The organism is Kosakonia sp. (assembly GCF_032052965.1).
Lineage (GTDB): Bacteria > Pseudomonadota > Gammaproteobacteria > Enterobacterales > Enterobacteriaceae > Kosakonia.
Genome location: NZ_DAMBVN010000012.1, coordinates 97,523 through 116,928, shown reverse-complemented (window position 1 = coordinate 116,928; position 19,406 = coordinate 97,523). Strand labels below are relative to the sequence as shown.

13 protein-coding genes and 1 pseudogene are annotated in these 19,406 nt (G+C 57.0%); 9 read left to right on the top strand and 5 right to left on the bottom strand.

Annotation, left to right across the window (positions count from 1 at the left end):
* Positions 1–34: 34 nt before the first annotated feature.
* The 3 genes and pseudogenes from entF to fes form a co-directional block, all read right to left on the bottom strand.
* On the bottom strand, positions 35–3,922 hold the full coding sequence (gene entF / locus RTX30_RS15315; RefSeq protein WP_312691017.1) for an enterobactin non-ribosomal peptide synthetase EntF: 3,888 nt from the start codon (positions 3,920–3,922) through the stop codon (positions 35–37).
* The gene (locus tag RTX30_RS15310) at positions 3,919–4,137 is read right to left on the bottom strand and encodes an MbtH family NRPS accessory protein (RefSeq protein WP_312691016.1); all 219 of its coding nucleotides are present in this window, start codon (positions 4,135–4,137) and stop codon (positions 3,919–3,921) included. The genes entF and RTX30_RS15310 overlap by 4 nt, the downstream gene beginning before the upstream one ends.
* A 27-nt stretch (positions 4,138–4,164) precedes the next feature.
* Positions 4,165–5,385 (bottom strand): annotated as a pseudogene (gene fes, locus RTX30_RS15305) (enterochelin esterase); the annotation flags it as partial.
* A gap of 246 nt (positions 5,386–5,631) precedes the next feature.
* On the opposite strand from fes, the gene RTX30_RS15300 reads away from it, so the two are divergent.
* The 6 genes from RTX30_RS15300 (at position 5,632) to RTX30_RS15275 (ending at position 12,914) form a co-directional block, all read left to right on the top strand.
* Complete coding sequence (locus RTX30_RS15300) at positions 5,632–7,884, top strand: TonB-dependent siderophore receptor (protein WP_312691015.1); 2,253 nt, start codon at positions 5,632–5,634, stop codon at positions 7,882–7,884.
* 72 nt (positions 7,885–7,956) lie between these two features.
* The gene (gene entD / locus RTX30_RS15295) at positions 7,957–8,604 is read left to right on the top strand and encodes an enterobactin synthase subunit EntD (protein ID WP_312691014.1); all 648 of its coding nucleotides are present in this window, start codon (positions 7,957–7,959) and stop codon (positions 8,602–8,604) included.
* 131 nt (positions 8,605–8,735) lie between these two features.
* A complete protein-coding gene (locus RTX30_RS15290; RefSeq protein WP_312691013.1) occupies positions 8,736–9,677 on the top strand; it encodes a D-ribose ABC transporter substrate-binding protein in 942 nt (313 codons plus the stop codon).
* Positions 9,678–9,689: 12 nt separating this feature from the next.
* Complete coding sequence (locus RTX30_RS15285; RefSeq protein ID WP_312691012.1) at positions 9,690–10,298, top strand: DUF2291 family protein; 609 nt, start codon at positions 9,690–9,692, stop codon at positions 10,296–10,298.
* Positions 10,298–11,824, top strand: a complete 1,527-nt coding sequence (locus RTX30_RS15280; protein ID WP_312691011.1) for a sugar ABC transporter ATP-binding protein — start codon at positions 10,298–10,300, stop codon at positions 11,822–11,824. The genes RTX30_RS15285 and RTX30_RS15280 overlap by 1 nt, the downstream gene beginning before the upstream one ends.
* Before the next feature lies 1 nt (position 11,825).
* Positions 11,826–12,914: an ABC transporter permease gene (locus RTX30_RS15275; protein ID WP_312691010.1), complete on the top strand. Its 1,089-nt coding sequence runs from the start codon at positions 11,826–11,828 to the stop codon at positions 12,912–12,914.
* A gap of 74 nt (positions 12,915–12,988) precedes the next feature.
* Here RTX30_RS15275 and RTX30_RS15270 read toward each other — a convergent pair whose 3' ends face one another.
* Both RTX30_RS15270 and RTX30_RS15265 read right to left on the bottom strand, forming a co-directional pair.
* On the bottom strand, positions 12,989–14,662 hold the full coding sequence (locus RTX30_RS15270) for a methyl-accepting chemotaxis protein (RefSeq protein ID WP_312691009.1): 1,674 nt from the start codon (positions 14,660–14,662) through the stop codon (positions 12,989–12,991).
* A 245-nt stretch (positions 14,663–14,907) separates the two neighbouring features.
* A complete protein-coding gene (locus RTX30_RS15265; RefSeq protein WP_312691008.1) occupies positions 14,908–15,861 on the bottom strand; it encodes a sugar-binding transcriptional regulator in 954 nt (317 codons plus the stop codon).
* A 317-nt stretch (positions 15,862–16,178) separates the two neighbouring features.
* On the opposite strand from RTX30_RS15265, the gene RTX30_RS15260 reads away from it, so the two are divergent.
* From RTX30_RS15260 to RTX30_RS15250, 3 genes are read left to right on the top strand one after another with little or no spacing between them, the layout of a single operon-like run.
* Entirely contained in the window at positions 16,179–17,009 is an 831-nt protein-coding gene (locus RTX30_RS15260) for a transketolase (protein ID WP_312691007.1), read from the top strand.
* Complete coding sequence (locus RTX30_RS15255) at positions 17,002–17,946, top strand: transketolase C-terminal domain-containing protein (RefSeq protein ID WP_312691006.1); 945 nt, start codon at positions 17,002–17,004, stop codon at positions 17,944–17,946. Before RTX30_RS15260 ends, RTX30_RS15255 begins: the two co-directional genes overlap by 8 nt.
* Before the next feature lie 36 nt (positions 17,947–17,982).
* Positions 17,983–19,401: an L-fucose/L-arabinose isomerase family protein gene (locus RTX30_RS15250; protein ID WP_312691005.1), complete on the top strand. Its 1,419-nt coding sequence runs from the start codon at positions 17,983–17,985 to the stop codon at positions 19,399–19,401.
* Positions 19,402–19,406: the final 5 nt, after the last annotated feature.

Below are 19,406 nucleotides of genomic sequence, written 5' to 3'. Positions count from 1 at the left end.
CTGGCGTTTCGCCGCCGGGCCTGCTGAAGGGACTTTACTCTCCCAGCACCTCTCGCAATACCGGGCCAATGCGCTCAAACGCCCTGGGCGAGATAATATCGACATGGGCGCAATCCTGGCGATACACCTCCAGTTCACCAATCCACGGTGCCCAGCAGGTTTGCGGATCGGTTCCCTGCGGGAGGGTGCGTTCGGCGACAAACAGTGTCGCCTTACCATCAAACGGCAGACTGTGTGCGGTGGTCAGCAGACGCACGGCATCCGCATAGTTGCCTTCAATATGTCGGAACAACTCGCCGGACGCCTGCCCCTGCTGCGCCGCCAGAAAAGCCTGACGTTCACGCTCGATTTCCTCCAGCACCGCCGGATCCAGCCCATTGGCCTCTTTTTCCGCCCAGTTCTGCGTTTCCGGCGGCCAGGTGTCCAACAGCCCCAGGAAAGCCACCTCTTCACCACGTTCACGCAAGCGCGCAGCAATGCCCTGCGCCAGCGTACCGCCGAGCGAATAGCCAAACAGGTAATACGGCCCGTGGGGCTGTTGCGCCAGTAGCGTCGCAAGATGCTGTTCGCAGGCCTCGTCTAACGTGGCGGCCTGCTGTAATGGCCCGGCGGGTCGCGGCGACTGAATGCCGGTAATCGACCAGCGTGGCGACAGATAGCGGGACAACACACTGAACTGCCAGGCAAAGCCGGATGCCGGATGGAAGCAAAACAGCGTCGGCCCCTGACTTTCGCGCAGCGGCAGCAACGTTTCCATCCCCAGCCGCTGTGCCTGTTCTGCAGACAATGCGTGTTCGAGCAGTGCGGCCAGTTTTTCCACCGTCGACGCCACCATAATCTGCCCCGGTGTAACCTGCCGTTCGCATTCGCGACTGAGCTGTGCCGCCAGGCGCATCGCCAGCAAGGAGTGACCGCCCAGCGCGAAAAAGTCTGCTTCGGCGTCGTTCACCTCACAGCCCAGCAGCCCGGCAAACGCCTGCGCTACCCGTGTTTCGTTCCCTTCACGCGGCGCGCGGCCTTTGCTTTTCGCACTCAGCGTGGGCAACGGCAGCGCTTTGCGATCCAGCTTGCCGTTAGCGCTGAGCGGCAACGCGCTCAGTTGCAGCACCTGTACCGGTACCATGTGCGGCGGCAGCTGATCGCGCAGCTGCGCCTGCAGTGCCGCGGTATCCAGCGGCAGGCCAGAAAGAGAAACCACATAACCTACAACCTGGCGGGCATCGCCGCCGCTGGCTGCCGCCTGGTTAAAGACGCAGGCATGCGCCACAGCCTGAGCCACATCCGGCAGTGTGAGCATCGCGCGGTCAATCTCGCCGAGTTCAATGCGCTGACCACGAATTTTCAGCTGATCATCGCTGCGCCCCAGGTACTCGACGGCACCGTTTTCTAACCAGCGCGCCACATCGCCCGTGCGGTACATGCGTTCCCCGGCCGCAAACGGATCGGCAATAAAGCGGCTGGCTGTCAGATCCGGGCGCCCCAGGTAACCCTGCGCCAGCTGAATGCCTGTCAGATAAAGATCACCCGCCACGCCGGGCGGCACCTCGCGCATCATCGCATCAAGAATGCGTAACCCGGTATTCCACACCGGAAAGCCAATCGGCACGCTATTGCCCTGCACGCCCGCCAGGACTTCGCCATGCGCCGGATACCAGCTCACGTCGACAGCGGCTTCCGTCGGGCCATATAAGTTGTGTAGGGGCACGCCGGTCAGGTGTTGCCACTCACGGCACAGATCGGCAGGCAGCGCCTCGCCGCTGCAGAACACCTGCTTTAACGTCCGGCAACATTGCGACGCGCTTTCTGCCGTCAGTGAAGCGACAAACGCCGCCAGCATTGACGGAACAAAATGGGTGGTGGTCACGCCAAAGTGCGCAAAAAAGGCTTGTAACGCCAACGGATCGCGGTGCGCGTCCGGCTCTGCCATCACCAGCTGACTACCGGCAATAAACGGCCACCAGAACTCCCACACCGAGACGTCAAAACTACATGGCGTTTTTTGCGCCACCACATCGGTGTCCGTCAGGGGGTAGTGGTTTTGCATCCATAACAAACGGTTGACGATGGCAGTCTGCCCCACCATCACCCCTTTTGGTCGCCCGGTAGAGCCAGAGGTGAAAATGATATAGGCGGTCTGTTCGGGACGCGCCAGCCGGAGCGGTTCGCTACCTTTGGCTTCCAGGGGCGCTTCATAGCAGAAGTGCGCCAGCCCCGGAATGTCGCTAAAGCGCGTGGCCTGGTCTTCGGAAGTAATGAGCAGGCGCGGTTTCGCATCTTCCAGCATCATGCGCAGGCGCTCATCCGGGTAACCGGTATCCAGCGGCAACCAGGCTGCCCCGGCTTCAACAATGCCGTGCAGCGCCAGCGTCAGGAACACCGATCGCGGCAGGGCAACCGCCACGCTATCGCCAGGCTGGACGCCAAGTTGACGTAAACGGTGTGCCAGCGCGACCACTTGCTCACGCAGCTCACGGTAATTAAATTGCCAGCGGGCATCCGCCAGCGCAGGGGCGTCTGGCGTTTTCGCCGCCTGGGCGGCGACCAGTTCGCTCAGGGTAGTGGCAGGCAATGCGATACCGGTGTCATTAATCCGCGCCAGTTGCTGTGACTCATGCGCGGCCAGTAGCTCCGCATCGCCGCAGCGCAACGCCGGATTATCGGCGAACTGGTTAAGCAATGCGGGTAAACGGGCGATATGGGTATGCAGCGTGGTCTCGTCGTAGCGCTGGCGATTAGCCAGCACTTCCAGCGTCAGGCCGCCTTCTTCTTCCGGGATTAACGCTATCTCGAGGTCGTTCACGGGCCCGGTCGCCAGGGTATGCGTCACGCCCTGAATGCCGTCGACATCCAGCAGGTAGTCGAACATTTTCACGTTGAAGACCGGGCCAAACAACGGCTCGTCACCTGCGGCACGCCCGGCGTCGCGCACAATCTGTTCCGCGTCATAACGCTGATGGCGGCGCATGGCTTTGAGTGATGCGGCAAGTTGCGTTGCCAGTTCGGGTAAGGTGTGCGCGCCATCAAGATGAACACTTAGCGGCAGGACGTTGAGTACCGGGCCGGTGGCGGTAAGCGCAGCCGACCCCATCCGACGCATAAAAATAAACCCGGCGGCATAATCGGTGCGCCCACACAGACGCCCCAGCCATAACGCCACCAGCGCCAGCGCCAGGTCGGCGGGTTGCTGTTGTGGCGCAGCCTGCGTTAAACGGCGAAACGCCTGATCATCGAGGCGCATTTTCAGGCGCAGAATATCGGTGGTGGCGGCGCGCCCCGGCAACGGTGCCGGAGAAAGAGAAACCGGCGGCGGAAGCTCGCGGCGTTGTTTCGCCCAGAAAGCCCCATCGCGCTGCCAGCCGTCGCTCTGGCGGTAGCGTTGATACTCCTCCACCACTTCAGCGAACGGCGTAAAGGGTGACGGCGGCGTCGGTTCACCGCGTCGCCAGGCGGTGTAAATGGCGGCGATTTGTCGGGTAATAGCGGGGAAACTGAAACCATCCACCACTAAATGATGATAACGCTGATACCAGTACCAGCTGCGATCGCCGGTGCGCAGTAACTGGTGGCATACTAGCGGCTTACCGCTCTCTATACGCAAATTTTGCCCGAGATCGGCCTGCATGGCGCGCAGTGCTGCGGTGTGCGGATCGCTGGCCTGACGAAGATCGACAATTGACGGCATGGCGAACTGTTGCGATGCATCGACCCATTGCCATACTTCACCATTGTCCTCAACAAAACGGGTTCGCAGGGTGTCGGCTTGTTCCATACCGCTAACAATCGCTTGCGCCAGCAGCCCGGCGTCGATATCACCCTGTAACTCAACGTAGTGCGCCACGCTCCAGGCATTCGGCAGGGAAGAGAGTTGCTCCGCCATCCAGATCCCTGGCTGAGCGGCAACCAACGGTAAACGTGTTTTCATTGGCCACTCCCTGCTTGTACGTAGTGCGCTGGCGTTAAGGTTTGCCAGTGTGCATCCAGCCAGGCGTTGCATTCCGCCTGGGGTTGCGGCTCGCAGACGACATGCCAGCCTTTCGGTAACGTGCACTGCGCAGGCCACAGGCTGAACTGCTGCTGCCTGTTTTGCAGAATGTAAAACCGCCCTTGCGGATTATCGAAGGGGTTAGTGAATTCCATAGCAAACTCCTGTCGTGGAAAGGCGCTTCAGCGAAGGCGGATCAGTGGCTGCCAGAGCGTAATAAGCCCGGCAGTCAGCCCACCCCGCCAGCAAAGCGCATCATGCCCGCCGTCAACCTGACGCCAGAAAACCGACTGCTGTGTGCGTTGTAACAGGGAAAAAAGAGCCTGATTGGCCCGGTAAATGACAGGCTCGCGAACTCCGGCCTCCAGCACAATGCGCAGGCCGTGTGGCGTTAACTCGCCTTTTTCTAATTGTTCAATAAGAATGCCGTTCCGCTCGCCGCCCCGGTGGGGCCACCAGTACGATCCGGACTGGCTGAGCACGCAGCCAAAACGCTGTGGCCAGTGCAGGCCCGCATACAGCGCCGAAAGGCCGCCAAAACTTTGCCCGGCGACCACGGTGCGTTCCGGGCGATCGCTAAACGGCACGATCGCCTTCACCTGCGGCAGCAACTCGTCCTGAACCGCTTGCCAGAAGTTGGCATTACAGGGCAATTCCTGGCTGCGATGCGCGTTATCGATCACGTCGATTAACACATATACCGCCGCTGGCAGTTGGCCTTCGCGGGTGAGCGCCGCCAGCGCGGGCCACACCGGCATGCTCTTCGCCCAGAACTGCCCGTCGAGCAGGATCGCCAGCGGACGTTCGGCCGCCTCAGCATTGCCAGTGGTGTAGACCCAAACCTGCCGGGTGTTATTCAGCCGCGTGCTGTGCCATTGCAGGCGATGCGGCTCATTGAAAGGGGTGTCGGAAGCGTGCCAGCCGGGTTGTTGCGGCGCGTCGGGCATTTCCAGCGCAGATACCGGGTGACCACGGCCGCCGCGCCAGCTTTGTGGATTCAGGGGATCGGCAATTGCCTGCGGCAACAGTTTGCGCCAGCCTTCACGCAGCGCGTGGCGATCCAGCGGCGTGGTGGTAAAGAGTTCTGCCGGGAAATCGTCCTCATGCACTGAAGGGATCAGGCAATAACTGCCGCGCCAGCGGGCGTCAAGCAGCGTGCTCCAGTGCCAGACATCCGTTCCGGCAATGCGCGTGAGCGACTGCGGCAGCGAAGTCTGATGGTGGTCAGTAACCCCGGTAATGTAGATCCATACCCGGCGCACCTTTGAGGTTGCTTCGCTGCCGGCGGGGTCCCGCCACCAGAACGTCACACGGTACTGCCCTTGTGCTTCTTTAACCCATTCCGGTCCCTGTCTGGAGTCCCACCAGGCATCACTTCCCGTTGCTGACGTCACGGCTTTAACCTCGAATTTGCTGTGGAAATTTTTGCTTGCAGATCAAAAAATATCGATAATATTATTGATAACTATTTTCATTTGCAATAGCGTATTGGCGCGCTGTGGGAAGCGCGTCTTTCATACGTTTAATGGCCGCCGTGGGCGAACTTTCTCAGGACTGAGGCCCTCGCCGCGTGTCGGTTTCATCATGCCGCCTCCTCCCCCTGGGGAAAGGACGCACCAGGAGAGCGGCGACGAAAAGCAGGTAATACAATGAACAACAAGATGAAGTCCCTGGCCTTACTGGTCAATCTGGGGATCTACGGTGCTGCGTTGCCCGCAATGGCGGCGGACAAGACCAGCACCACCACCGATAACGATGACACTATCGTCGTCACTGCGGCACAGCAAAACCTCCAGGCTCCGGGCGTGTCCACGATTACCGCCGACGAGATCCGTAAAAATCCTCCCGCCCGCGATGTGTCCGAAATCATTCGCACCATGCCAGGCGTCAACTTAACCGGTAACGCCACCAGCGGCCAGCGCGGTAACAACCGCCAGATTGATATTCGCGGAATGGGGCCGGAAAACACGCTCATCCTGATTGACGGTAAGCCGGTCACCAGCCGTAACTCGGTGCGTCTTGGCTGGCGCGGCGAGCGCGACAGCCGCGGCGATACCAACTGGGTGCCGCCAGAGATGATCGAGCGCATCGAAGTGATCCGTGGCCCGGCAGCAGTACGTTACGGTAATGGCGCAGCCGGTGGCGTGGTGAACATTATCACCAAGAAAAACAGCGCACAGGAGTGGCATGGTTCATGGAACAGCTACTTTAATGCTCCGGAACATAAAGACGAAGGCGCGACCAAACGTACCGACTTTAGCCTGAGCGGCCCGCTGGGCGGCGACGTCAGTTTCCGCCTGTATGGCAACCTGGCAAAAACCCAGGCTGACGCTTGGGACATTAACCAGAATCACCAGTCTGAACGTACCGGCATTTATGCCAATACCATGGCGGCAGGGCGTGAAGGCTCGATCAACAAAGATATCAACGGCGTGGTGCGCTGGGACTTTGCACCGCTGCAGTCGCTGGAGTTCCAGGCAGGCTACAGCCGCCAGGGTAATCTTTACGCTGGCGACACGCAAAACACCAACAATGACAGCAGCACAAACAACTATGTGAAAGAGAACTACGGCAAAGAGACTAACCGTCTTTACCGCCAGAATTACTCGGTCACCTGGAACGGCGGCTGGGATAACGGTGTGACTACGACCAACTGGGTGCAGTATGAACGTACCCGTAACTCACGCCTGGGCGAAGGCCTGGCGGGCGGAACGGAAGGCCTGTTTAATAGCAATCAGTTCACCGATATCGATCTTTCCGACATTACGCTGCACAACGAGCTGAACCTGCCGCTGGATCTGCTGGTTAACCAGACCCTTACGCTGGGCACCGAGTGGAACCAGCAGCGCATGAAAGACATGGCCTCGAACACCCAGACGTTACAGGGCGGGCCGATTAACGGCCTGAGCAGTGTTGATCGTAGCCCCTACTCCAATGCGGATATCTATTCCGTGTTTGCAGAAGACAACATGGAGCTGACTGACAGCACCATGCTGACCCCGGCCCTGCGTTTTGACCATCACACCATTGTTGGCAATAACTGGAGCCCGTCGCTAAACCTTTCGCAGGGTCTTGGCGATGACGTGACCCTGAAAATGGGTATCGGCCGCGCGTACAAAGCGCCAAGCCTTTATCAGACCAACCCGAACTACATTCTCTACAGTAAAGGCCAGGGGTGTTACGCCAGCGGCAGCGGTGTAGGTTGCTATATGATGGGCAACGACGACCTGAAAGCAGAAACCAGCATCAACAAAGAGATTGGTCTGGAGTATAAGCATGAAGGCTGGCTGGCCGGGGTGACCTGGTTCCGTAATGATTACCGTAACAAGATCGAAGCGGGTTATTCACCGCTGAGCCAGACTGCTGTCGGTAAAACCAAAACCGACCTCTACCAGTGGGAGAACGTGCCGAAAGCCGTGGTGGAAGGCCTGGAAGGGACGTTCAATGTCCCGGTGACCGATACGGTGGCCTGGAGCAACAACTTCACCTACATGTTGCAAAGCAAAAACAAAGAGACCGGCGAACGTTTGTCGATCATCCCGGAATACACGCTGAACTCGACGCTCAGCTGGCAGGTCGTGCCGGACGTTTCGGTTCAGTCAACGTTCACCTGGTACGGCAAACAGGCGCCGAAAAAGTATGACTATCAGGGCAAACGTGTGACGGGTTCCGCCACCAACGAAGTCAGCCCTTACAGTATCATTGGCCTGAGTGCGACCTGGGATGTGACCAAAAACGTCAGCCTGACGGGCGGTGTTGACAACCTGTTGGATAAACGTCACTGGCGTGCAGGTAATGCACAGGCCACGGGCGGCTCCACCGGGTACATGTATGGCGCAGGCGCGGAAACGTATAACGAATCCGGCCGCACCTGGTATATGAGCGTTAACACGCACTTCTAAGCCGTACCTCCCCTCCCCTCAGCAGGAAGCCCCCCCTTCCTGCGGGGGGAGGGACAGGCGAGCGAGGCGATCATGCACACCCTCCACAGCCCCTTTTCTCTCGCTGGTTACACATTGCACCGCATTGATTTTGATCCCACGACGTTTACCGCAGCCGATCTGCTCTGGCTACCGCATCACGCCGGGCTGATGCACTGCGGGCGCAAACGCCAGGCGGAACATCTTGCCGGGCGTGTTGCCGCCGCGCATGCATTGCGTGACGTGGGCATTATCGCGGTGCCTGCGCCTGGTGCGCAGCGCCAGCCCTGTTGGCCGCAAGGGTTGTACGGCAGCATCAGCCACCGGGATAACCGGGCGATTGCTGTGGTGGCGCAACACCCTGTTGGAGTGGACATTGAAATGCTGTTCAGCCGCGGGTTATGCGCCGAACTGGCAGAGCACATTGTCAACGCTGACGAACAGCAAGTACTCGCACGCAGCGGTCTGCCGTTTCCGCTGGCACTGACGCTGGCGTTTAGTGCCAAAGAGAGTCTGTATAAAGCTTTTTCGCACCAGTGCCTGCCGTTGCCAGGTTTTACCAGCGCCGCGATCGTGGCTGTCGAAAGGTCACAGCTTACGTTACGCATTCTTGCTGAATTTTCTCCTCAACTTGCTGATCGGCAAGTGATTGTACACTGGCAGGCCGATCAGTCTGACGTCATGACGCTGGCGGTTGGTTAACCCCCGGATCGTGATCCTTTTCTCCTTTTAAGAAATTAGCTGCGCAAACCGTAGACAGTTTGTCGCCATCGAATTATCGTTATTCTGAATAATAAATCATTATTGAATATATATTCAATGTGGAGAAAAAGATGAAGAAGACCCTACTGCAATCTGTTGTACTGGCATCAATGATCGCTGCATCCGGCTCACTTTTCGCCGCCGATAGCGGCCTGATCGCGATTATTACTCCCTCACACGACAACCCGTTTTTTAAAGCAGAAGCCGACGGCGCGGCCGCCAAAGCGAAAGAGCTGGGCTATGCCACGCTGGTGGCTTCCCATGACGATGATGTCAACAAACAGAACCAGTTGATTGAAACCGCCATTGCCCGCAAAGCGAAGGCAATTATTCTCGACAACGCGGGCGCAGATGCAACCGTCGGGCCGCTGGAAAAAGCCAAAGCCGCAGGCGTGCCTGCTTTTCTGATTGACCGGGAAATCAATAAAACCGGTATCGCTGTGGCGCAAATCGTCTCCAACAACTACCAGGGCGCGCAACTGGGCGCAGAGAAATTCGCCAGGCTACTGGACGGTAAAGGCAAATACGTTGAGCTGCTGGGCCGCCAGTCCGACACCAATGCCAGCGTACGCTCGCAGGGTTACCACGATGTACTTGACGACTACCCGGACATGAAAATGGTGGCGCAGCAAACCGCCAACTGGAGCCAGACCGAGGCCTTTACCCGTATGGAAGCCATTTTGCAGACCCATCCGGACATTGTCGGGGTGATTTCAGGTAACGACACCATGGCGCTCGGCGCAGAAGCCGCGCTGAAAGCGGCCGGGAAAAACAACGTGATTGTGGTCGGGTTTGACGGTAGCGACTATGTGCGCGACTCCATTATCAACAAGGGCAACATCAAAGCGACAGTGCTGCAACCGGGCTGGCAACAGGCACAAATGGCGGTGGTGCAGGCGGACGCTTTCCTGAAAACCGGTAAAGCCCAGAAAGAGGAAAAACAGTTGATGGACTGCGTGCTGATTGATGACAGCAACGCCAGCAAACTGAAAATGTTCAACCTCAGCAAATAACGCGGAGGCGATATGTCGTTAAAACAATGGGGCGCCGCGCTAACAGGGTGCGCCGCCCTGTTGCTCACGGCCTGCACCGTGGTGGATCTGGATGAAAACGGCAAGCCGATTATGCCTGCCGATCCGAATGCGAAAGCCAGCTTCGACAAGCTGACCCCACAGCAGATCGCGCAACAAACCTGGCAGGAACGCGTTATCGATGCCGCCCAAAAACAGGCACTGGACGGCGGTGCGTTAACCGCGCAGATGAAGAACAGGGCGACCACGCCGCAAAGCGTATTTGTCAGACTCACCAGCCTGATTGAACGTGTTGACGTCAGCAATGACCGTGAACGGCAACTGGTGATCCGCCTTGGCGGTGAGCCGCTGAACGTGCAGCTTGGCCCGGTCGTGCGCGGCAATGCTATCCGCGATGCGAGCGGCTTTAAATTCGAAGATTTCACTAACCAGGTCCAGTTTGCGCAGCTTTCGCGCGCTTATAACCGTGAAGCCGTGAAGCATTTACCCGCCGTCGACGCCCATTGGGCCGGGAAACCCGCCATCGTACTGATGGCGGTGACCATCAGCGACGGCAAGGCGCAAGACGCCGTCGCGCTGACGCTGAGACAGGAGGCACAGTAATGAGCGAAATCCCTGTGGACGACATAATCCTGCGCACCAAAGGGGTATCGATGCTGTTCCCCGGCACCGTTGCGCTGGATAACGTGGATTACAACGTCTGGCGCGGCAAGGTGAATGTGATTATCGGCGAGAACGGCGCAGGGAAATCCACGCTAATGAAGATCCTCGCCGGAGTGCAGCAACCCAGCCTGGGCCAGATTGAGCTGAATGGCAAAAACGTGCATCTCGCCAACACCCGCGCTGCCGCTGCCCATGGCATCGGCATGGTGCATCAGGAACTGAATCTATTTGAAAACCTTAACGTCGCGGAGAACATTTTCCTCGGCCGGGAATTGCAAAAAGGAATCACGCCGATTAATGAAGCAGAGCAGGAAAGACGCACCACCGAACTGCTCAAACGCCTTGACCAGCCTATCTCTGCGCGTGAACTGGTGGGCAACCTCAAAGTCGGCCAGCAGCAACTGGTGGAGATCGCCAAAGCGCTGGCGGAAGATGCCGACATTTTGATCCTCGACGAACCGACATCGGCGCTAAGTAAAACCGAAGTGGAGATCCTGTTTCGGGTGATCCGCGAACTGACCCGCCAGGGAGTGACGATTATCTATATTTCCCACCGTCTGGAAGAGCTCATGGCGATTGGCGATGTGATAACCATTCTGCGTGACGGCAAATTCCAGGCCGAAGCAAACGTTTGTGATATCGACGTACCGTGGATCGTCCGCGAGATGCTCGGCAGCGATCCGGTGACAAACTTTCTCACACCGGGACGTACTTTTGGCGCGCCGGTTCTCGAAGCCGAGCATATTACCTGCGTAAACGCCAGCGGCGTGACCACAGTCGATGATGTCAGTTTCAACGTTCATGCCGGTGAAATTGTAGGTATTTACGGCCTGATGGGCGCCGGACGCACCGAGCTGTTTGAGTGCATGCTGGGCACGGAACGTAACTACCTGGGAAAATTGTGGCTCGACAGCAAACCGGTACCGCAGCGGCTGACCCCGGCGGAACGTATCCGCATGGGGATGAGCCTGGTGCCGGAAGATCGCAAACGCACCGGCATCTTCCCTATTTCATCAGTGGCGACAAATCTCACTATCGCCAGTTTGTGGCGGCGTTTGCAGCGCGGCTTCGCCATCGCGCAAAAAGATGAGCAAGCCGTGGTGGCCAGCACCATTGGCAACCTGTCGATCAAAGTCTCTTCACCGGAAGTGGAGATTCAGGCGCTGAGCGGCGGCAATCAGCAAAAAGTGGTGATTGGCCGCTCGCTGTTGACCAGTCCGAAAGTGCTGTTTCTGGATGAACCGACACGCGGAATTGACGTTGGGGCAAAAGCCGACGTGTTCCGCATGATGGTCCAGTTGTCCCAACAGGGGATCGCGGTGGTCTTTTCCACCTCCGATCTGAAAGAGATTATGGCGGTGTCTGACCGCATTCTGGTGATGTCGGGCGGCAAACTGACTGCCGATATCGTGCGCGATCGGGCCGAGGAATCGGCGCTGGTAACAGCAAGTGCTCAGGGGTTCTGATATGAAAACAACACAAACTGTCGCGCTGTCGCCACGCGCGGGTGCATCACTGTCTCGTGAAAGCGTGATCCTGTTACTGCTTAAGTTGCGCACCTTTATTGCGCTGTTCCTGATCGTCGGCTTTTTTACCGCCACTGTGCCGGGTTTCCTCTCCACCGGCAGCCTGGTGATTATGATCAAACACATTGCCATTAATGCTTTTCTTGCGCTCGGTATCACCTTTGTCATCATTACCGCCGGTATTGATTTGTCGATCGGCGCCACACTTGGTCTGTGCGGGATGATCGCGGGTTGGATGATCACGAAAGGCATTGTGCTACCGATGTTCGGCATTGCGATTTTCCCCAGTGTCTGGGTGATCGTCCCCTGTGTGTTGCTGACTGGCGGGCTGATAGGCGCGGTGAATGGCTGGATCATCACTCGCTACAATGTCGCGCCGTTTATTTGCACCCTCGGCACCATGTATGTCCTGCGTGGGGCAGCCATGCTCACCTCAGATGGGCAAACCTTCCCGGGTCTTGCCGGCAACCCGCAACTTGGAAATACCGGCTTCGATGAGATTGGCGCGGGCACCCTGCTCGGCATTCCGTGGGCCATCTGGCTGATGATCGTGCTGGCGGTGGTGATCGCCTATGTCGCTCGTCGCCTGCCGTTTGGTCGTCATGTATATGCCATCGGCGATAACGAACGGGCTGCGGAGCTCTCCGGTGTGCGGGTGAAACAGGTGAAAATCTGGGTCTACACCCTTTCAGGGCTTTGCGCTGCGCTGGCGGGGATTGTGGTGTCTGCCCAGTTGCTGGCCAGCCACCCGGCCAACGGCACCGCCTTCGAAATGAATGCCATCGCCGCCGTGGTGCTGGGCGGAACTTCGCTGGCAGGCGGGCGCGGTACCGTGCTGGGCACGCTGATAGGCGCCTTTGTGATTGGCTTTCTCGCCGACGGCCTGGTGATGATGGGCGTCAGTGAGTTCTGGCAAATGGTGATCAAGGGCATCGTGATTATTGTGGCGGTAATCATTGACCAGATGCAAAACCGCATGCAGCAAAAAGCGGCAGTGGTGGCGCAAAAAGCGGTGATAGAAGGCAAATAGAACCAGCTTGCCCGGGGCATTTCCCGGGTTTTTTGTGTAGGCCCGGTGTGTGCACCGGGCATTTTTTTATCGGATTAGAATGCTTCCCACTCGTTTTCCTGACTGCGCCCTTTTGCGGCCACAGCAGGCCGCGGTGCCGGTTTGCCTGCTTTCGGCGCGGCTTTGGTTGCCGCATTTTGACGCCCGGCATCGCCTGGCAATTTAAACACTGACACAATCTCGGTTAACTGGAAGGCCTGTTGCTCCAGCGAGCTGGAAGTGGCAGACGACTCCTCCACCAGCGCGGCGTTCTGCTGGGTAACGCTATCCATTTGCGAAATGGCTGTTCCTACCTGACCAATGCCTTTGCTTTGCTCGGTAGATGCAGAGGCGATCTCGCCCATAATGTCTGTCACACTGGTGACAGAACGCAGAATGTTATCCATTGATTCGCTGGTCAGCGTCACCTGGTCAAAACCGTTGTTAACGTTAGCCACGGATTCATCAATCAGGGTTTTGATCTCTTTTGCCGCTCCGGCGCTACGCTGCGCCAGGTTACGCACTTCGCTGGCCACCACCGCAAAACCACGCCCCTGTTCGCCCGCGCGCGCTGCTTCCACGGCCGCGTTCAGCGCCAGGATGTTGGTCTGGAAGGCAATACTGTCGATCACATTGATAATGTCGGTAATTTTCTGCGAACTTTCGGTAATGTTCTTCATGCTGGCAATGACGGCCTGCACACGTTCCTCACCTTTATTCACTGCCGCTGAGGCGGTTTTTGCCAGTACGCTGGCTTCGCTGGCGTTATCGGCGTTCTGTTTTACCACCGCGCTCAACTGTTCCATGCTGGCGGCGGTCTGGGTCAGCGCGGCCGCCTGCTCTTCCGTACGGGAGGAGAGATCGGTATTGCCGGAGGCAATTTCACTGGCGCCCTGGTAAATCCCCCCGGCACTGTTACGGATCTGCGTAACCGTCTTCACCCAGTTGTTCTGCATTGTCTCCAGATAGGGAATTAATTGCCCCACTTCGTTGTTACCTAACGGCTGGGTCGGCTTATCCAGCTCCCCGACCGACAGCACCTGCAGATGCTGTTTCACCCACTCCAGCGAGCGCGCCAGCAACAGCGCCAGATAACGCTCCGACATCACCAACATTGCGAGGCCAATTATCATCGCCACAATGATGGTGGTGCGCGTCTGCGAAACCCAACTGCCGATACGATCATTGGCAGCGGCTTTGAGATCGTGGATCTCCTGGTTGTAGGCGACAATGGCCTGCGAGAATCCGCTGCGCAGCGGGCTAAACTGATCTTTCGACAACTGGGTATACGCGTCGATGTTGTTGGCTTTCACCGCCTCGAACATGGGTTTGATCGCCTGGTTAAATAACGTCAGCGAACTGTTATAGATATTGTCCGTGGAGGTGTTGCTGATATTGGCGTGATCGGTGACCTTAAACTGATTTAAGCCGCCTTGCAGAAAATCGACATCTTTACTGATGCGATCCAGCGTTTGCTGATAATTCTGACCATCATTGTTGGATTTATAAACGAAAGCGCGGTCCATCAGCAGCTTAACCTGATAGTAGCGATCGCTGGCATTGTTGATGATATCGCCGTTGACCTGTTGCACGTTAGTGAGCTGGACTTCTTCGGTTAAACCGCTTAATGCATGCAGTGAGAAAAACGACACGCCGCCCCAGAGAACAGTAAAAATGATCAGAATCGCGAGCATCACGAACTTGATCTTCAGATTGCGAATAAATTGCATAGTAGCCCCGGTCATTGCTGTGAAATAAGAAAGTGAAAGGACAGCGAAAACATGGCTGTCTACAATCCCATCGGCGCAGTGCGGAGCTTAATTAAGATTAAAAAGAAGTAAGGCAATAACCTTTATTTAAAACAGTGATAACAAAAAAAATTTAATACGTTTTGGAAATGTATTAACCGGACAAGGCCGGAATAGCGGGTGTGCCATCCGGCCTAAACACCGCCGTAACGGTTTTCACGCCGCCGTTAACCGCCTTTCACCAGGCTGCGCGCGGTGGGGTAGTCGGTGATCAACACATCAATGTAATTGCCCTGCAACGCGCCGCGAATGGCGTTGCGTTTCTCTTCACCGCCGGCCAGGGCAATAACATGCGGGCATTGGCGGATTTGCGTCAGTTCCATCCCAATGACCGGATCTTCATCCTCGCTGAGCACCGGATGACCTGCTGCGTCATAATAATGCAGACAAATATCACCCACCGCGCCGCGTTCCGCCAGCAAACGCAGCATGGCTTCGTTGTAATAGTTACCGGAATTTTTCAACAACTGCGAAGGCTCCAGTTCGCCAATACCGACAATTGCCACATCCACTTCAGCAAACTTTTCTACCACTGCCGCCACATCCGGGCTGTTCACCAGACGGGCGCGCTCTTCGACCGAATGCTCAATACTTTGCGACGGTAACAGCCATGACGGGCACCCCAGATGCGCCGCCAGTTGCTGGGTTAAAATGGTCGCCTGTACGTTGCCGTTTGGCCCCACGCCGCCGAGTAACTGGATCACCCCGGCGGCACGAATACTCTGCGGGTGCATTTCATCGACCATACAGCGGATTGTGCTGCTCCATGAGGAGATGCCGACCAGGTCTTCCGGACGCAGACGCGTCTCCACATAGTGCGCTGCCGCACTGCCAATGGCATGTTTGATCTGCGCATTACCGGCGTTTTCCCCCACATCCACCACAATCGCCTGGCGAATGCCATACTGCTGCTCAATGGCCTTTTCCAGCGCAACAAAGATGTTGGTGGGCTGCACAACGGTGATTTTCACCAGCCCCTCTTTCTGGCAGCGGGTCAGCGCACGCGAGACAAAGGATTGCGACAAGTGCAGCAAGGTGGCGATTTCTGACTGTTTTTTATTTTCGTTGTAATAAAGTGTGGCGATCTTCACCAACAACCGCTGTTCATCCTGCTTTGACATACACATCCCCTTTATCTGTTATCGATATTTTTATTCATCATTGAATAGATAACAAGCCGCGGTTTCTGCCCGGTGCCGATCCAAATGTGATCCTTTTCTCCTTTCTTTCAAATTTGCCGATCCACAGCGTAGACAAACCTTACCACAAGGCATATCTTTAACCATGAATAATAAGTCAGTCGTGAATATATATTCCAAGCACGTGTCAAACCCTTGCCTCTGCTTGCAATAACACAATGCAACATCCGCTTTGGATGTGCTTTTTCACCCTGATTGAATATTTATTCATAAAAGATTAAACATTCAAGAGGTGTTCTATGAATCCGTTTTCGCTCTCTGTCGATGAGCTAGAAAAGAAAGCACGTGCGGTACGCCGTCGCATCATCGTGCTGAACGCCAAAAGCCCGGCTGGCGGGCATACGGGGGCAGATTTATCCCAGGTGGAACTGCTTACCGCGCTCTACTTCCGCATTCTGAACTGCTCGCCGCAAACCAAAGAGAGCGCTGAGCGCGATATTTACATTCAGTCCAAAGGCCACGCAGTAGGCGGCTACTATTGCGTGCTTGCCGAAGCCGGGTTCATCCCCGTGGACTGGCTGGCAACCTACCAGCACGCGGACTCCCACCTGCCGGGCCACCCGGTTAAACACAAAACAGCGGGCATTGAACTGAACACGGGCGCACTGGGTCACGGTTTACCGGTTGCGGTGGGCATTGCACTGGCGGCGAAACGCAACAACAGCACACGCCGCGTTTTCGTGGTTACGGGTGATGGCGAGCTGGCGGAAGGCAGTAACTGGGAAGCCGCGCTGGTTGCCGCTCATTACCAACTCGACAACCTGATCATTATTAACGACAAAAACAGCCTGCAACTGGCGGGGCCAACCAGAGAGATCCTCAATACCGATCCACTCGACGAAAAATGGCGCGCCTTTGGCATGGCCGTGACCGAATGCCGTGGCAACGATATGGCCGATGTCGTCGCCACGCTCGAAGGGCTGACCCCCGCAGGCAAACCGCATGTGGTGATAGCGCACACCACCAAAGGCGCAGGCGTCTCCTTTATTCAGGGGCGTCCGGAGTGGCACCACCGCGTGCCAAAAGGGGAAGAGATCGCACTGGCGCTGGAGGAACTGAAAGATGAGTAATAGCGAACACCTGGCAACGGTGATGGTTAACGCCTTTATCGATGCGGTAGATAACGGGATCGACCTGGTTCCGGTAGTCGCAGATTCCACCTCCACGGCCAAGATTTCACCGTTTATGCAACGATTCCCTGGCCGCGTGGTCAATGTCGGCATTGCTGAACAAACGCTGGTCGGGGCCGCCGCCGGGCTGGCGCTGGGCGGAAAAATCGCTGTCACCTGTAACGCCGCGCCATTTTTGATTTCCCGCGCGAATGAGCAGATTAAGGTCGATATTTGCTACAACAACACCAATGTCAAACTGTTCGGTCTTAACGCCGGAGCCAGCTACGGGCCGCTGGCCAGTACACATCATAGCATTGACGATATTTCGGTACTGCGTGGTTTTGGCAATATTGAGATTTATGCTCCGTCATCCCCACGGGAGTGTCGGCAGATCATTGATTACGCCCTCGCCCACGTTGGCCCGGTCTATATCCGCCTTGATGGCAAAGCACTGCCGGAACTGCATGACGAAAGTTACCGCTTCACGCCAGGCAACATTGATGTGCTGCGCCACGGCAACGATATCGCGCTGGTGGCAATGGGATCGACGGTGCATGAAATTGTCGAAGCCGCCACACAACTTGCAGCAGAAGGTATTGATGCCGCTGTTATCAGTGTACCGTCTATTCGCCCCTGCAATACATCCCAGCTGCTGTCGCTGCTGCAAGCCAGCCGCGCCGTCATCAGCGTCGAAGAACACAATATCAATGGTGGCGTCGGCAGCCTGGTGGCAGAAGTGCTGGCGGAAGCGGGCTGCGCGATCCCGCTGCGTCGGCTTGGCATTCCGGACGGGCAATACGCCATTGCCGCCGATCGTGCCGCCACCCGTGCCCGTCATCACATCGACGCGGCAGGGGTTGTAAAACAGACCCGCGCCCTGCTGGCCGCGCGGTAATAACAATAAAAAGAACATCTTACTGGAGAGAGAACAATGTCCCGAATTCCGCAAAAACTGACCATGGCGGTCATTATCGGCAACCGTGGTTTCTTCCCAAGCTACCTGGTGGCTCAGGCACGCGAACAGGCTGTCGCGCTGTTTAACCGGCTGGGTATCCACACCATTATGCTCGATGAGACGCAAACCGAACTGGGCGGAGTGGAAACCCGTCAGGATGCCAAAACCTGTGCCGCGCTGTTCCGCGCGCATCGCGATGCGATCCACGGCGTGGTAGTGCTGCTGCCCAATTTTGGCGATGAGAAAGCCGTGGCGGAAACCCTGCGCCTCTCCGGGCTGAACGTCCCGGTGTTGGTGCAAGCTGAAGAGGACAATCTGGATAAGATGGGTCTGGCAACCCGTCGCGACAGCTTCTGCGGCAAGATCTCGCTGTGCAATAACCTGCGCCAGTATGGCATTCCGTTCACCCTGACGACCCAGCATGTTTGTGCGCTCAGTGGCGAGGTGTTTGCACGCGATCTGCAACGGTTTGAGCAGATCTGCCGGGTCGTCAGCAGTATGCGTGGCGTGCGTGTTGGTGCCATTGGCGCGCGGCCGGCCGGGTTTAATACCGTGCGTTACAGCGAGAAACTGCTCGAAAGGCTGGGGATCGCGGTTGAAACGCTCGATCTCTCAGAGGTCTTTACCCGCATTAAAACCCTGCGTGATGACGATATTCGTGTTGATGAGAAACGCCGTCTGCTGGTGGATAATGCCGACGCCAGCGCTATCCCCGCTGACAAACTGATCACCATGGCAAAACTGTTTGTGGTGATCAGCGAATGGGTGACCGCCAACGATATCGACACCACGGCCATCCAGTGCTGGACGTCGTTACAGGAAAACCTTGGCATTAATGTCTGCTCGATCATGAGTGTGATGTCCGGCCAGCTTATGCCGTCGGCCTGCGAAGTGGACGTTATGGGCGCGCTGTCCATGTATGCGCTTGCCAGCGCCACTATGAGCCCTGCTTCGATTGCCGACTGGAACAATAATTTTGGCGACGATCGCGACAAATGCGTGCTTTTCCACTGTGGTAACTTCGCCTCTGCCAGCCTTGAGACACCGCACATGGGCACGGCCGACATTATCGGCACGGCCGTCGGTAAAGAAAACACCTGCGGGGCAGTACATGGTCGCCTGAAAGCCGGGGCGCTGACCTACTTTCGCTTAAGTACCGACGATCTGACCGGTGAGATCAAAGCATACGTTGGCGAAGGCCAGTCGGTCGATGATCCGCTGGAAACCGTCGGTTGCCGGGCTGTTATTCAAGTGCCGCGTCTGGAAAACCTGCTGTCGTGGATCTGCCGCAATGGCTTTGAACATCACGTGGCGATGAACCACGCCGCCAGCGCAGACGTGCTGCATGAAGCCTTTACCCGCTATCTCGGCGTCGACACTTACCTGCACCGCTGATTGCC